Source organism: Bacillus sp. ms-22 (genome assembly GCF_009759805.1).
GTDB lineage: Bacteria > Bacillota > Bacilli > Bacillales > Bacillaceae > Bacillus > Bacillus xiamenensis.
This window is the reverse complement of sequence record NZ_CP046653.1, coordinates 2,999,992-3,015,378: the sequence shown is the minus strand read 5'-3', so window position 1 is coordinate 3,015,378 and position 15,387 is coordinate 2,999,992. Positions and strand designations below refer to the sequence as shown.

Here is a 15,387-nt window from a genome sequence, read left to right as displayed (position 1 = left end):
AATGAAAAAGGGGGCGCATGAACATGACAACCATCTATTTAGCTGGTGATTCAACTGTTTCATCTTACCCAGATCGTCCTGTTCAAGGAGGATGGGGAGAGTTTTTACACCGCTATACGGCACATGATGTTAAAGTAGAGAACCGGGCGATCGGTGGAAGAAGCTCAAAGACATTCATTGAAGAAGGACGACTTGATGATATTCTGGCCGTCATTCAGCCGGGAGACTGGCTTTTTACACAAATGGGACACAATGATGCTTCTAAGGATAAGCCAGAACGGCATACAGATCCTTTTACAACGTATAAAAGCTACTTGTCTCAATATATTCATGGGGCCAGAGCAAAAGGGGCAACCCCGCTTTTGTTAACCCCTGTAGGCCGTTTTCATGAAAAAGACGGAGAATATATCAATGATTTCCCTGATTATTGTTCCGCTATGAAAGAACTAGCCGATGAAGAAGAGGTTCTTCTCGTTGATTTAAATACCGTAAGTCTTCAGTTTTATCAAACCTCCGGCATAGAGAAAACAACTTCTTACTTTATGCTGTCGACAGGCATTGATGACCGCACACATTTTACAAAAGAAGGGGCAGATGCGATTGCAAGGCTTGTCTCTCTTGAACTAAAGGACCTTGGTTTAACCATTGTATGATGTATGACAGGACGAGTGAGCGCTCGTCCTGTTCTTTTTTTGAAGAAAGCTATTGATTCCCTTCAGCAGAGTAGACTACAATAGATACATATGATAATGAGAATCAATATCAATTATAATAGATCAATCAATGAAAAACTGGAGGGACTCAAATGGCAGATCAGCTTGAATTGTTTGACGTCACCATTATTGGCGGCGGTCCAGCAGGAATGTACACCGCCTTTTATAGTGGGATGAGGGATTTAAAGACGAAAGTACTTGAGTACAACGATAGCCTTGGCGGGAAAATCCTTCTTTACCCTGAAAAAGTCATTTGGGATGTAGGCGGTTTGCCGCCAACAAGAGGAGAACAGCTGATTCAGCAGCTCGAGACGCAGGCGAAAACATTTGAGCCAGAGATTGCGCTGAATCAAAAAATCACGCAATTCGAGCGCGTAGAGAATGGTCATATCCTGCTCACGGCTGAAAATGGTGATCGTCATTTGACAAAGACTTTGATCTTAGCAATGGGTCACGGAATTCCTGTTCAACGGAAGCTTGAAATCGAGCATGCAGACCGTTATGAGGTGACAAATCTTTTTTACACCGTGCAGGAACTAAAGACTTTTGCAGGAAAGCGAGTAGTCATCTCTGGGGGCGGAGACTCAGCAGTCGATTGGGCAAATGCCCTTGTTCCAATTGCTGAAAGTGTCACCGTCGTTCATCGCCGTGATATGTTTGGCGGTCATGAAAAAAACGTTGCCAACATGAAGGCATCTTGTGCGCGAATATTAACACCGCATGAACTCACAGAGCTTCACGGTCAAGGTGACAAAATTGATGCGGTCACTGTCCAGCACTTGGAGACAGGTGACATCGAACGAATCGAAACAGATGCGGTCATCGTCAATCATGGGATGAAAGGTGATTTGAGTGTTCTATCAGAATGGGGACTCAAACAAGGTGAATGGGGACTCATCGAGGTCAATGAAAAAATGGAAACCAATTTACCGGGCGTCTATGCGGTAGGCGACTTATGTACACATAAAAGTAAAGTCCGTTTAATTGCCGGGACGTTTGTCGATGGCGTCAATGCGCTGAATAGTGCCAAGCTTTACATCGAACCAGAAGCGGAAAAAGTGGCGTATGTCTCCTCACATAACGAACGCTTTAAAGAGAAAAACAAAGAATTACAAACGGCTGGAGCTCGATAATCATCACCCAGTCAAACATTGAAGTGCTAAAATAATGTTTTATTTTAGCACTTTTTTATATGGAAGGAGAAAGAGAGAATGACATCCTATACTCATACAATTCTTCACATGAAAGAAAGCAGTGAGCGATCTCTTTCTGTGAAACAAACGGTCTCCTGGCAAACATCTTCACCTATGATTTTGACTGCGGATGGTGCTGTGAGGCTTGATATGGAAGGATTGGAATACGAGCTGCATGCAAAAGACAGTATACTCATCCGATCAAATATCGCAGTGATCATTCAGTCTTTATCCAGCGTGCCGGTGGCCATCTATACTGTCACATTTGAACAATTCACTTTGGCAAGCAATGCGCAAAATGAATTGATCTATAAAGTCAATCATGATGATCTCCCTGATAATGGAGAGCTTGTCAAAGGCTCTGCCTTGCTTTTTTCCTATATCAAACAAATAAAGACGAGTCAAAGTGTACAAGAACAGGCGAAATGGCTGGAAGAAATCATGCAGATTTTTCAGCATCAATCTCAACCATTCTCAGAGAATGTTCATTATTCAATCGAAATGATTTTGCAATATTTGGATGAACACTATGATCAAAAACTAACAAGAAAAGATTTAGCTCATAAGATGGGTTTTCATGAAAGTTATTTTTCAACCTTTTTCAAACAAAGTATGGGAATGAGTGTGACAGAATATATTGCACAAATTCGAATAGATGAAGCAAAAAAACGTCTCCTGCAAACCGATGATCAAATTCAAATCATTGCACGACAAGTAGGATATACAGACAGTTTGTATTTCAGCAGGAAGTTTCGCCAGAAGACAGGAAGATCCCCTAGTCAGTTTCGAATGAACCGAAAACCGGAGCGTATTGCCGCTTTTCAATTTGCCGGTTCATTGATCGCATTAGGCATTCAGCCAGTTTGCATGGATCAAGAAACCTTTCTCCATTCAGACATGTTCAAAGAACAACTGGCCAATTCGCTCGTCATAGATGAACACACCCCGGATGACGTCTTTAAATCACTTCAATTAGATTTAGTGATCATACCGAATTATTTTTATTCAAAGCCTGCGCTGATCAAGCGTTTGGAACGTATTGCACCTGTGCTTGTATTACGATATGGCGGTGGTCATGCTGTGACAGAGGTGTTGTCTTTAGGACGCCTTTTAGGAAGAGAGAAAGAGGCGAAGGATTGGGTGAAACGTTTCGAAATCCTTACTCAAAAGGCAAGAAATAGCCTGTCTTCTTTTAGGAAAAAAGGAGAGACAGCTGCGATCTATGAAATGAGAGGGCATGACAAAGTGTATATATGGTCCTATCAGGCGAGAGGTGCCCGCTATCTTTACGAAACGCTCGGCTTAAAGCCTCCGAAGGCGATTCTAGAAGAAGTTCTTCTCCCAAATCAACATATGGTCATTCCTTTAGAGAGGCTAGGAGAATACGAAGCGGATCATATGTTTTTTATTGTCGGAGTTCAACATGGATGGTATCAGCAAATGGACAAGCGGATGGAGGAAAGCGATGTTCTCCGGCAATTACCGGCTGTGAAGAACGGAACCTTTTATCCAGTAAAACTGGAGGAGTTTCGATTTGATGAAGGGGAGCGTGCGCTTTATTTGATTGACCGATTCGTCTGCCGCTTGTCACAGACAGCTCATCCAACAATTGTCCATATGTAAGTTGCGAGAATCCTCCATAGACCACTTCAAGTGAGGTTGATAGAATACATGAGACTAGTAATTGATAACTATTCTCATTTGAAGTAGGGAAATAAAGGAGGAATATTCAGATGAAAAAGGCGTATTGGATATGTGCTGTCATCCTGCTCATGATATTGGCGGCCTGTGGCAATAAAGAACAAGCCAAAACAGCAGAATCAAAGCAGCAAACGAAAACGGTCGAAACAGTGAAAGGAAAGATAGAGATTCCAGCTCATCCAAAACGAATTATCGTAGATGGATATTTAGGGAGCGCCATTGCACTTGGTGTTCAACCTGTAGGTGCGACCACACAAGATTTAAAGAACGTACACTTGAAGGGCAAGATAAAAGGAATAGAGGATATCAGTGACGAACGTTCAGCTGAAAAAGCACTTAGCCTAAAGCCTGATCTGATTATCACAGCCGTACAGGATGAAAAAGTCTATGATGTGTACAAAAAAATAGCCCCTACCTTAGTGTATCCTTACGGTTCTTTCAAAGATGCACATGAAGAAGTGACAACGCTGGCAAAAGTTTTAAATAAAGAGGAGGAAGGAAAAGCATTCCTTACCACCTTTGATCAACGAATTGAGGCAGCTAGAAAAAAGTGACATCTGCTTTAAAAGGTGAAACAGTTTCCATCATGGGCGCATTTAAAAACGATGTTTATGTGTATGGTAACGGAATTTACCGAGGCGGGCAGGCGCTCTATCAACAACTACAGGTAAATCCACCAAAACAGGTCAAAGACACGATTTTAAATAGTAAGACAGGTTATGAATTGATCTCATATGAAACCCTTCCGAAATATGCGGGGGATCATATCTTCATTGATGAATCCAATGGCGGGACATTTGATCAAAATAATTCCATCTGGAAAAGCCTAAAAGCTGTCAAAAAAGAGCAAACCTATCAACTGGATACAGAGTTCTTTTGGCCTTATGATCCGATTGCAGTAGCGAATCAAGCGGAGAAGTTTGCCGACATATTGACAGGAACGTCTGATCGGTAGGAGGTCTGTCAATTGTTAAAGCGCTTCTTCTCATACTACAAACCATATATGGGGCTGTTTGTACTAGATTTTTCCTGTGCAGTACTGGCCGCCTTACTCGAATTATCCTTCCCCCTTGCCATCAGTAAAGTCATGGATGACTTGCTGCCAAATGGTGATTGGGAAGCCATTTGGTTTTGGGGCAGTTTGCTCCTCATTTTATATGTGATCAGCTCCACCATGCATTATGTTGTGACTTATTTTGGCCACAAATTGGGGATTAATATTGAAACAGATATGAGGAATCAGCTATTTTCTCACGTCCAAAGAATGTCCTTTCGCTTCTTTGACAAAAAGAAAACGGGGAAACTCGTTTCCCGTATGACAAATGATTTAATGGACATTGGCGAAATCGCTCATCATGGTCCAGAGGATTTATTTATCGCTGTGATGACACTAACTGGGGCCTTTGGCCTGATGCTGTCGATTAACTGGCAGCTTGCCGTCCTCACATTTATTGTCGTTCCATTCCTGATCGGATTATCCGTCTACTTTACGAAAAAAATGTCCGCTGCTTTTGATAAAATGTTCTCAAGCATTGGACAATTCCACTCACGTGTTGAAAACAACATTAGTGGAATACGTGTTGTAAAAGCATTTGGGAATGAGTCACATGAAATGGACCGTTTCATTGAACATAACCAGCAGTTTAGAAAAACTAAGCTGGCCACTTATCAAATGATGGCAGTGCATACAGCGGTCAGTCATTTTCTCATGAAAAGTGTCACGGTTTTTGGTCTTGTGTGCGGGGCATGGTTTGTGCTGCAAAAGAATATGACGTATGGAGAATTTGTTTCATTTGTACTTTTAACAGGCATTTTCTTAGGGCCCATTCAACAAATCAATGCAGTCATTGAAATGTATCCAAAAGGTGCAGCAGGCTTTAAACGATTTGCATCACTCATCGACCAATCGCCAGATGAAAAGGATGCTGATGACGCAATTGAAGTCGATCAGTTAAACGGGGATATCGTTTTTCAAAACGTGTCTTTTCAATATGAATCAGATAAACCAGTTCTGCATGATATCAATCTTGAGGTCAAACAGGGAGAAACGATTGCCATCGTAGGCCCTTCAGGTGCTGGGAAATCTACGCTTTGCAGTCTGCTGCCTCGTTTTTACGAATGGCAGGAGGGAACCATTACAATTGATGGGATTGAGACAAGAAAGATGACACTCGCTTCACTGCGTAGACAAATTGGTGTCGTGCAGCAGGATATTTATTTATTCCATGGAACAATCCGAGAAAATATCTTATATGGAAAACTAGATGCATCTGATGAAGAAGTGTGGAAGGCATTAGAGAAGGCGCAGCTGAAGGATTTTGTGAATAGCTTGCCAAAAGGGATGGATACGATCATTGGTGAGCGTGGCATGATGTTATCCGGCGGACAAAAACAGCGGATTTCCATTGCACGTATTTTCCTTAAAAACCCGCCCATTTTTATCTTAGATGAAGCCACATCTTCGCTTGATACGGAGACAGAGTCATTTATCCAAGCATCACTTGAAGAGCTGGCTGAAGGACGAACAACGTTTATCATTGCCCATCGTTTAGCCACCATACAGCATGCCGACCGTATTGTTGTCTTAACAAAAGAAGGCATAAAAGAGCAAGGAAGACATGAAGACCTGCTCAAAAAGGACGGGCTGTACCGGCGGTTATATGAAACACAATTTAGCAAGTAAAAGAGAGAAGCCGGCAATTAACTGCGGGGCGCAAATAACATCACACTGACGCCGGCTAAACAGATCAAAGCACCCATCCAGTCATAGAGGTCAGGGGTTTTTCGGTCGACCCACCAGCCCCAAAACACAGCAAGGACGACAAAAACACCGCCATAGGCAGCATAAACCCGCCCAAAGGTCGGGAACTGCTGGAAGGTGGGGATGACGCCATAAGCGACCAGGATGAGGCTGCCGGCAATCCCGTAGCCCACAGGTTTTGCTTCACGCAGCCACAGCCAGACAAGGTAGCCGCCACCAATTTCAGCCAAACCAGCTAATAAAAAAAGGACAATCGTTACAATCATTTACGGACACTCCAGTTCTCCTATTTCGTTCTATTATGACATGATGAAAGAATGTGTTCCACCCGCACTACCATTCAGCCCTGCTGCTGGGAACTTGTATGTCCTGACAAAGAGGACAGAACAAGCAGAAAAACCTGTAAAAAATCGTTGCGGCAAAATGTCTGGCATCTGCCGTTTATCAAATAGGGCCCATTAAAGGAGCTCAGCCGGTGCTTTGAAAATAGACAGGTAAAAGGAAGCATACGTCAGCTGTCAGCCTTGAATCAAAAAAGGATGCCTTTTAAAGGGCATCCTTTTTTGATAGGCAAAGGGAACTTTTCTCAAAATGAGGCGTAGTACATGTAGAGGTGAAACGCATGCAGTCATGTACAGAGAAACAATTATTTCTTTTATCATTCAGATACGCATTTATCGCATTATACTCTTTGTTGATTCCATTCATTGCAAAAGTCCTTTTTGTGCCGTCCCCTTTATTTATTGTGTTGATCGCTCTTTTCATCACTCACAATCTCGTAGTAAGTATTGTGTGGTTTTACAAATCGAGGAAAATTAGAAAGCGCCAGTCAGGCGACCTATCCAAGCGGGGACATATCTTGGTCCAGCTCGTGCAAAGACTCGAACAGCTCATGATGCTTGGATTTGTGATGCTTTGGGTCAGCGAGTGGATACAGGGAGGGGCAGATAACTTTATCCTCTCATTCACTATGTTTCTATTGATCATCGTTATCCTACAGCACATTCAGTTTTATTACGTTCAGCTCTTTTTTAAGTCCACCAGCTGGTTCACTTATGTTCTCTCTTTGCAAAAGGCTCGCCCTTCATACATGGCGAGGGAGCGAAAGGCTTTCAAGAGGTCCTAAATGTGCCAGCGCTTGCTGACCAATCCATAAACTTTAGAAAATTATGATAAAATGTGGAAAAGAAGCATGGAGAAAGGGAGTGCAAGCGAGTGAAAGCAGTTGGATTATTTGAGTACTTGCCGATTGAGGATGAGCAAAGCCTGATTGATCATGAGGTGGCAAAGCCTCAAGCATCTGGCAGGGATGTATTGGTGAAGGTAGAGGCTGTGTCGGTGAATCCAGTTGATACAAAGGTGAGATCACCGAAGAAGCAGAAGGAAGATGAGCTGAAAATTCTTGGCTATGATGCAAGCGGTACAGTGGTGGAGGTAGGCGAAGCGTGTACGCTGTTTCAACCGGGTGACCACGTATATTACGCAGGAGATATCACGCGTCAAGGCTCAAATAGTGAGTACCAGCTTGTGGATGAGCGCATTGTGGCGAAAAAGCCTGCAAATCTCTCTTTCGCAGAAGCAGCCGCAATGCCTCTTACAACGATTACGGCATATGAAGCGTTATTTGACCGGATGCATATGAAGCGGAATGCAGAAGGCGCGACACTGCTGATCATCGGCGGTGCAGGCGGGGTGGGCTCAATTGCCATTCAGCTGGCCAAATTAGCAAAAGCAACTGTGATCGCTACCGCATCAAGACCCGAAACAAAAGAATGGTGTCTCTCATTAGGTGCTGATCATATCATTGACCATCATCAGCCGCTCTTAACGCAGCTTCAGGAAAAAGGGATTGGCGAAGTGGATTATATTTTATGTTTAAATGATACAGATGGTCATTTCAAAGGAATGGCAGAAGCGATTAAACCCCAAGGGACGATCTGTAGCATTGTTGAAAATCAACATCATTTAGACATTCAATTGCTCAAAAACAAAAGTGCTGCATTTGTATGGGAATTCATGTTCACACGGCCTATGTACGAAACAGCGGATATGATCAAGCAGCACGAGCTTTTAAAAGAAGCAAGTGCATTATTTGAGGAGGGGACATTAAAGCATACGTTAACAAAGGTACTCAGCCCTATCAATGCGGCCAATTTGAAGCAGGCGCATCAAACGCTTGAGCAAGGGAAAATGATCGGCAAATTTGTGCTTGAAGGATTTTAAGGAGGGGCATCGTATGACGACATCATGACAATATCCGATTGGTTTATATAAACCGGTCGAACGACAAACGAAAGAACAGCTCAAGGCATGGATTGATTAGCAGTCTGCATCGCCGATGGGTCACGTTACTTCGCGAGATGACAGAGGAAGATTTCAACGCTGTTTATTACCATCCAGCTGATCAACAAACGGTGTCCTTATATGATGCAACAGGAATGTACGTCTGGCATTCACAGCATCACCTTGCCCATATAACGGAATTAATCAAAAGAAATCAGTGGAATGAAAGGAGTCGAAAACATGTCTAGTAGAAGAATTGTCGGCGCCATGTTTATCTTCATGGCCACTTTGTTTTATATAGCAAAATATGTTTTATTCGAGATACATTATTTTAATACGAATCTAGAGGATGATGCGAGTAAATTTCAGCTCCTTGAAGAAGTTCTGCCTGGTGGAACATGGATCAGCCTCCTTTTCCTCATCATCGGTGCAGGCTATCTCTTATGGGATGATAGGGAAGTGATTCGTAAATATCTTTTCACCCCAGATCGACAAGAAACAGAAGAAATAAAAAAGACGGATCTCAAGTGACCGTCTTTTTTCCTTTTTTTCTTTTTTCCTTTTAGCCACGTTCGGGACGAAGTGCCTTTTCTAAAATGGCTAGACCTTCATTGACTTTTGCTTTTTCCTCATCATTGAGCCGTTGTAGGGAATTTTTAATTTTTTCGTGCCCTTTTTGATAAATACTTCTGAAAATGTTTTTCGCTTCCTCTGTCAGTTCTACGACAATCATTCGCCGGTCACGCTCTGAATGCTTTCGTTCAACAAAGTTAGACTGCTCTAATCGATCAAGCAGACCTGTCATATTAGACAAAGAAGCGCCCATTTTTTCAGCTATTTCGGACACTTTAAGGGAGCCATGGTTATTAAGCAGCATGAGCACCTTCATTTGAGGCATACTCATATCAAGCTTCATCCATTCAGAAACATCTCCAAGTCCTGCGGCAGTGAGCACTTTCATATAAAGCACCCATGTCTTTTTTTCCTCAGGAGATAGAATTTCCTCTTTTAGTACGGTGGTGTCATGAATATTATATTCCACGCTTGTTCACTTCCTTTAAGCGGCTCTTTTCTTTATATTACTGATTTTTACTTCTAATTGAAAGTATCATGAAGCTTTTGAATGTGAAACTGCATGAATCAAGTGGTATTTGTTGTATAATAATGTTCAGTTGAAATAAATGAAGCAACCTAGAAAGTTGGGAGAAACATGTGGAACAAAAAAACGGGTATGACGATTTTAAAAATGCTCTTTCCCATCGTCATCATCCTTGTCTTAATTTTTTTCGCCAAGCAGGAGCTGAGCGGCCTTTCCATTAAAAAGACGTTTTATATTATTGATAGCTTGAATCGAATGGACTTGTTTATTCTTGTTTTTCTAGGACTTGTCGCTGTTCTATCAATGTCCTTATATGATTTTATTTTAAGAAGAAGCCTTGATATGCCGATCAGTGGCTGGAAAACGATTCGTATTTCTTGGATTGCCAACTCCTTTAACAGTGTACTTGGGTTCGGCGGATTATCAGGAGCAGGGCTCAGAACGCTTTTATACAAGGAGTACATCACAGATACGAAAAAGCTACTGAAAGGCATTGCCCTTTTGACATCCTCTGTCCTGCTGGGCTTATCTATTTTCAGTGATTTGATCTTGGTCAGGGTTCTGCCTGTTGAAAGTATTATTAGTCGGGAGCCATGGCTATGGGCATTTGTCATTATTTTTGCCTGTATTGTGCCCATTTACATCATCATGGCCTCCATTCGAAAAAGCTCGATTGAGAGCGGTGAAAATGGACTGAAGCACCCGATTTACGCTTATATTGGTGCATCGTTTTTAGAGTGGCTGGCAGCTGGCCTTGTCATGTATATGGCTGTCGTCTCCATGGGGATGAACGTCGATGTCCGTATCATATTAGGCGTGTTTGCGATTGCATCAATCGGCGGTTTAATCAGTATGGTTCCTGGCGGATTTGGATCGTTTGATCTCATCTTTTTACTCAGCATGCAATACATTGGTTTTGATAAAGAGATGGTGCTGACGGCTCTTGTATTGTACCGCTTTGTTTACTCGATTTTCCCGTTTATTCTTGGGCTTTGTCTTGCCGCATATGATTTAACCGGCACGACGATTAGACGTCTCGAAGGCAACCCGAGAATGGCACCTGCGATTGAAACAACGAACGTCTTAATTATTTTGCACCGTGCCCTTTTAATTCGTTTATTGTACGGCTCTTTATCCATTTTAACGTTTGGAAGCGGACTGTTGATTATGGCTTCCGTTGTGCTTCCTGTTGATCGCTTAGGTGTGATTACAACCATTCCACACTTTCTGCTGTCAGGATTTAATGGTCTTTCTTTAATGTTCGGGATCATTTTGATGATTTTGTCCATTGAAGTGTATAAAAGAACGAAAAGATCTTATATTTTGACAATGATTGCCCTAGCTGGTGGTTTTGTGTTCACCTTGCTAAAAGGGTTTAACCTGAGTTTAATCTTTATTCTGCCGGTCATCATGGCGGTGTTTTTCTCCCTTCGAAATCAATTTGTGAAGCAGCAGGCACCTTATTCCCTGTATGAATTTGTAGCGGCTGCCGCTGGATATTTACTCGTTTTGTTTAACTATAATGTCATTGGGAACTTCATTTGGACAAAAATCGGACATTTCCTAAGTAAGGACTACTTGGTTCATAATGAACGGCATATCACGATGACAAGTATGATCGCCTTAATTGGGGTACCGCTTTTCTTTTTCATTAGCAAATTGATTTTTAATAAAAAGGCATTTCCAATTGGAGAAGAAGCAGAGGAAGAAAAATTAAAAACGTTTTTAGAAGAAAAGGGAGGAAATGCCCTCAGTCATCTTGGTTTTTTAGGAGACAAAAAGCTGTTTTTCTCCAGTGATGGCGAGGCGATGCTTCAATTTGGCCGTATTGGCCGCTGCGTCATTGTGCTCGGTGACCCATCCGGTCGTCAAGCGTCTTATCCGCTAGTACTGGAAGAATTTTTGCAGCAGACAGAGAAAGCGGGCTATCGTGTCGCTTTTTATCAAGTAGAAAGGGAAGGAATGGCTCTTTATCATGATTTAGGCTTTCACTTCTTTAAGCTTGGGGAAGAAGCCATCATTGATTTAGAAACATTCTCTTTGTCAGGGAAGAAAAAATCAAATTTACGAGCTGTTGCGAATAAGTTTGAACGAGAAGGCTACACCTTTGAAATGCTGGAACCGCCTTTTTCGGATGAATTGCTCACGACGTTGAAACAGATATCTGACAGCTGGCTTGGAAAGAAAAAAGAAAAAGGATTTTCTCTCGGTTATTTTGATGAAAACTACCTTCAAAAAGCGCCAATTGCCATTTTAAAAGATCAACAAGGTCAAATCATTTCCTTTGTGTCGTTAATGCCGATGTATCAAGAAGGAGAGATATCAATCGACTTAATGCGTCATATGCATGATGCGCCGAATGGGATGATGGATGCGCTATTTATCCACCTGTTTCAATGGGCGAAAGAAAAAGGCTATAAGTCCTTTAACATGGGAATGGCGCCGTTATCGAATGTAGGGACGTTCCAACAGTCCTTCCTCACAGAGCGTTTGGCGAGTGTCATCTTCAACAACGTCAGATATATGTATAGCTTCAGCGGCTTACGGTCGTTTAAACAGAAATATAAACCCGAATGGCGCGGAAAATATTTAGCCTATAAAAAGAATACGTCACTGCCCGTCACAATGGTACTTGTCACCAAGCTGATTGGGATGGACCCAAATCGAAACAGGCGTCCATAAGAGCAAAAACCTTTACCTTTCACTAGGTGAAGGTTTTTTTAGACAAAAGAATAGCAAAAGTGGTAAAGTTGAAGAGTAAAGGGGATGTTCATATGACATTAAATGGATGGTTTACAAAGGGATTAACTGAACGTACATATGTACACAATATGGAGAAAAACCGTGAAAACTTACTCACGGTGTACAACCAGTACTCAATTCATCAAAAAGAAAAAGAGCTGCTTCAACGGCTGCAAAAGAAAAAGCTAAGAGCGCTTGTGATCACAGCGGATTGGTGCGGGGATGCAATGGTTAATGTACCAATTTTCATGCGTATCGCAAATGAAGCACTGATTGATGCGCGCTATTTCATTCGGGATGAGCATCTAGACCTAATGGATCAGTATTTAACGAACGGGACCGCAAGATCGATTCCGATTATCGTCATCATTGATCAAGACGGGAATGAAGTGGGGAAATGGGGACCTCGCTCAGCAGAAGCTCAGCGCTTTGTCGACGAGAAAAAGCCGGACAAAGATGCACCTGATTTTGAAGAAGCTTTTCAGGTGTTTGCGAAAGAAGCCGCACACCACTATACGACAGATCGGTACTTATGGAAAGATATTGAGAAAGAAATAGTAGAAGTTTTGGCAAAAATATAAACCAAAAGACTACTTCGCCGCAATGGGAAGTAGTCTTTTTTTATCTTGTTTTTGCGTTTTACCTACAAAACACCGCATAAAGATGTAGAAAAACCGCAGAATTCTATCAAATACCGCAGAAAACCGCAAAGCATCACGATTTTCCCAACCACTTTTAGTTGAAAAACCTCATATATGCCATGAAATCAGCTATTTTGCCCTTATCTAAAGGCTCATATAACGCACGTCGGATGGCTTTTTCCCAATACAAGAGGCCCATCAACTATAGTAATCTAGTTGTAATCTCCTTTGAACGAACTAAAAAAACAAATGACGGAAAAGGACTGGCGATCAATCTATGAAAAAAATCATCTATCTCGATCAAGAAAAAAAGAAGCTCGCTGAATCAAAAAAAAGAGAACAGCGTTCCATCAAATCACTCAGGCTGCTTGTGTTTTATGATGGACAAAGTCCTACATGTGCAAAAGCGATTGACCTGTTGAAATCACTCGATTGGAAGAACAGAATTCACTTTGAATCATTTAGACATTCACAACTGCTGAGGCTGAATAAAATAAGTGAAGAGAAGGCAGAAAAACGAATCGTGTCTATTTCCTTAGCTAAAAATCAGAAAAATTCAGGGATTTATACTTGGCTTCGAATTGCTTGTAACATTCCTGCCCTATGGGGAACGGTCCCATTCATTGTACTCAGCATTTGGCTTGGCTTTGGTCAGCATGCGTACGATTATTTTGCGAGAAAACGGTATATTCATTCTGTCGAACAAGTCACCCGTCCTGATACAGATCAACAAAAGACCATCTAATCAATAGAAAAAGCATGACCTTCAATCGGCAGAAGGTCATGCTTTTTTGTAATATGGGACAAATGATGCCAAGTGATCAAGCAGCTTTGTTGTGTAGGACTTATAGGCTTTCTCATCAAGCTCTGAAGCCGCATAGGATAGCAAGGTTCTAAGGGCAAACAAGTACTCGCTATGCAACTCATTGTGTTCAAAGTAAGGAATGGCCGCTTCTACTAAATACGTTTTTAAATCATGAGGATTCTCCTCAATCATCAATTTATAGATTTTAATCATATATAAACAGTTTGGCTGAATACGAGGCTGTTTTAACAGCTCGTGTATGTAAGGAAGCGCCTTTTTTCGATCATATTCTGCATACAATGTCGCAATTTCATAGAGTGTTTCACAGTAACGATCTTCTATCTGCTCTTGATTAAAATAATTGAGTGAATCTAGTAAATAAGGCACAGCTGATGAAAAATCGCCTTCACGTTTTAAGAGAACTCCGTAATAAAAATAAGCTGTCATTTTAATATAGGCATCAGGGTGAAGGGAAGTGTGTAAAATCACTTCTTTTATATATTTTTTAGCTGTTTGAAAGGCTTTTAGTTCGAGTGAGATCACGCCATGAATGAGTGTACAATGGATGACCCGCTTGAAATTATTCTTTTGTCTATATAAATCCATTGCTTGATGTGTTGCTTCAAGCGCATCACCGAGATGCCCCATGGTTCCAAGTGCTTTTGCATAGTGATAATACAGGTCGCTCTGTTCAACAGAAGCATAAGAAAAACAGTTTTCAAGTCTTTTCAGCCCTTCTTCCAGCTGACCATTTTTGATCTGATGGATGCCATCTAGATATTCAAAAATTTCTTTTTCTGTTTCAATAAAGGTTTTTTCAAACTTTTTAAGCACACGGTACGTTTTTAAGGCAAGCGGCTGTTTGTCAGTTAATAAATAAAATTGAAATAAGGACAAATGATATTGAATCCCCAAATCGAGCGAAAAGAACTGTTCTTCGTGATGAATAATCATTTCTGCATTTTGTTCAGCCTGATCGAGTGCATAGAAATACATGTTCATTTGAAACTCATCGAGCAATGACAGCAGGTGACGAGCCTTTTGCGACAGTGTTTCTTGACTGATGCCAAGCCGCTCAAGCAGGAGATTAATCGTATCTTGATTGGCCTCCTTTGAGCCATTTTCAATTTTACTTAAATGAGAGACAGAACAAATGCCTTCTGCCAATTCAGATTGGGTCATATTTTGTTTATAACGATATAGCTTGATGATTTGTCCAATATTGATCTTCATTCCATCCAGAAGCCTCCCTTCCAATCATGGGTTGAAAGCCTTTTGAAAAAATGGCCGAATCAAATGAAATGGGAATACATGAAATCATTTCATCATCTTGGATGTTTTCTCAAAATTTGTTTAAAACGTAATATGATTGTAACATTACTTGAAAAAATCAAACAACTTTTTAGCTGACAGGGAAGGGACTCTATTTGCAACAACACACCATCATGT

Annotated in this window: 14 protein-coding genes and 1 pseudogene; 12 read left to right on the top strand and 3 right to left on the bottom strand. The window is 41.5% G+C overall.

Annotated elements, in window-relative coordinates:
• Positions 1-23: 23 nt before the first annotated feature.
• The 6 genes from GPA07_RS15745 (at position 24) to GPA07_RS15725 (ending at position 6,290) form a co-directional block, all read left to right on the top strand.
• Positions 24-653: a rhamnogalacturonan acetylesterase gene (locus GPA07_RS15745; protein ID WP_071167891.1), complete on the top strand. Its 630-nt coding sequence runs from the start codon at positions 24-26 to the stop codon at positions 651-653.
• Positions 654-805: 152 nt separating this feature from the next.
• Complete coding sequence (locus GPA07_RS15740) at positions 806-1,846, top strand: NAD(P)/FAD-dependent oxidoreductase (RefSeq protein ID WP_008359275.1); 1,041 nt, start codon at positions 806-808, stop codon at positions 1,844-1,846.
• A 78-nt stretch (positions 1,847-1,924) separates the two neighbouring features.
• Positions 1,925-3,529 carry a helix-turn-helix domain-containing protein gene (locus tag GPA07_RS15735; RefSeq protein ID WP_157292940.1) on the top strand — a complete coding sequence of 535 codons (1,605 nt, stop codon included), beginning with the start codon at positions 1,925-1,927 and terminating at the stop codon, positions 3,527-3,529.
• A gap of 110 nt (positions 3,530-3,639) precedes the next feature.
• Positions 3,640-4,161 carry an ABC transporter substrate-binding protein gene (locus tag GPA07_RS18905; RefSeq protein ID WP_232532058.1) on the top strand — a complete coding sequence of 174 codons (522 nt, stop codon included), beginning with the start codon at positions 3,640-3,642 and terminating at the stop codon, positions 4,159-4,161.
• Positions 4,162-4,193: 32 nt separating this feature from the next.
• Positions 4,194-4,562 carry a TroA family protein gene (locus GPA07_RS18900; protein ID WP_232532057.1) on the top strand — a complete coding sequence of 123 codons (369 nt, stop codon included), beginning with the start codon at positions 4,194-4,196 and terminating at the stop codon, positions 4,560-4,562.
• 12 nt (positions 4,563-4,574) lie between these two features.
• Complete coding sequence (locus GPA07_RS15725) at positions 4,575-6,290, top strand: ABC transporter ATP-binding protein (protein ID WP_071167888.1); 1,716 nt, start codon at positions 4,575-4,577, stop codon at positions 6,288-6,290.
• Positions 6,291-6,307: 17 nt separating this feature from the next.
• On the opposite strand, the gene GPA07_RS15720 is transcribed toward GPA07_RS15725, so the two are convergent.
• On the bottom strand, positions 6,308-6,634 hold the full coding sequence (locus GPA07_RS15720; protein ID WP_071167887.1) for a YnfA family protein: 327 nt from the start codon (positions 6,632-6,634) through the stop codon (positions 6,308-6,310).
• 949 nt (positions 6,635-7,583) lie between these two features.
• Here GPA07_RS15720 and GPA07_RS15715 point away from each other — a divergent pair.
• The 3 genes and pseudogenes from GPA07_RS15715 (at position 7,584) to GPA07_RS15705 (ending at position 9,182) form a co-directional block, all read left to right on the top strand.
• A complete protein-coding gene (locus GPA07_RS15715) occupies positions 7,584-8,591 on the top strand; it encodes a zinc-binding alcohol dehydrogenase family protein (protein WP_157292939.1) in 1,008 nt (335 codons plus the stop codon).
• A 95-nt stretch (positions 8,592-8,686) separates the two neighbouring features.
• A pseudogene (locus tag GPA07_RS15710) lies at positions 8,687-8,899 on the top strand (DinB family protein); the annotation flags it as partial.
• Entirely contained in the window at positions 8,892-9,182 is a 291-nt protein-coding gene (locus GPA07_RS15705; RefSeq protein WP_008359291.1) for a hypothetical protein, read from the top strand. The pseudogene GPA07_RS15710 and the gene GPA07_RS15705, both read left to right, overlap by 8 nt.
• A 31-nt stretch (positions 9,183-9,213) precedes the next feature.
• On the opposite strand, the gene GPA07_RS15700 is transcribed toward GPA07_RS15705, so the two are convergent.
• Positions 9,214-9,693 (bottom strand): MarR family transcriptional regulator, encoded by a 480-nt coding sequence (locus GPA07_RS15700; RefSeq protein WP_008359293.1) that lies wholly within the window; start codon positions 9,691-9,693, stop codon positions 9,214-9,216.
• A 168-nt stretch (positions 9,694-9,861) separates the two neighbouring features.
• Here GPA07_RS15700 and mprF point away from each other — a divergent pair, with 168 nt between their 5' ends.
• The 3 genes from mprF (at position 9,862) to GPA07_RS15685 (ending at position 13,878) form a co-directional block, all read left to right on the top strand.
• On the top strand, positions 9,862-12,432 hold the full coding sequence (gene mprF, locus GPA07_RS15695; RefSeq protein ID WP_071167883.1) for a bifunctional lysylphosphatidylglycerol flippase/synthetase MprF: 2,571 nt from the start codon (positions 9,862-9,864) through the stop codon (positions 12,430-12,432).
• A gap of 92 nt (positions 12,433-12,524) precedes the next feature.
• Positions 12,525-13,073, top strand: coding sequence for a thioredoxin family protein (locus tag GPA07_RS15690; protein ID WP_008359296.1), 549 nt, complete (start codon positions 12,525-12,527; stop codon positions 13,071-13,073).
• Positions 13,074-13,410: 337 nt separating this feature from the next.
• Positions 13,411-13,878: a thiol-disulfide oxidoreductase DCC family protein gene (locus GPA07_RS15685; RefSeq protein WP_008359299.1), complete on the top strand. Its 468-nt coding sequence runs from the start codon at positions 13,411-13,413 to the stop codon at positions 13,876-13,878.
• Positions 13,879-13,914: 36 nt separating this feature from the next.
• Here the strand turns inward: GPA07_RS15685 and GPA07_RS15680 are convergent, their stop codons facing one another.
• Positions 13,915-15,171: a transcriptional regulator gene (locus tag GPA07_RS15680; protein ID WP_008359300.1), complete on the bottom strand. Its 1,257-nt coding sequence runs from the start codon at positions 15,169-15,171 to the stop codon at positions 13,915-13,917.
• Positions 15,172-15,387: the final 216 nt, after the last annotated feature.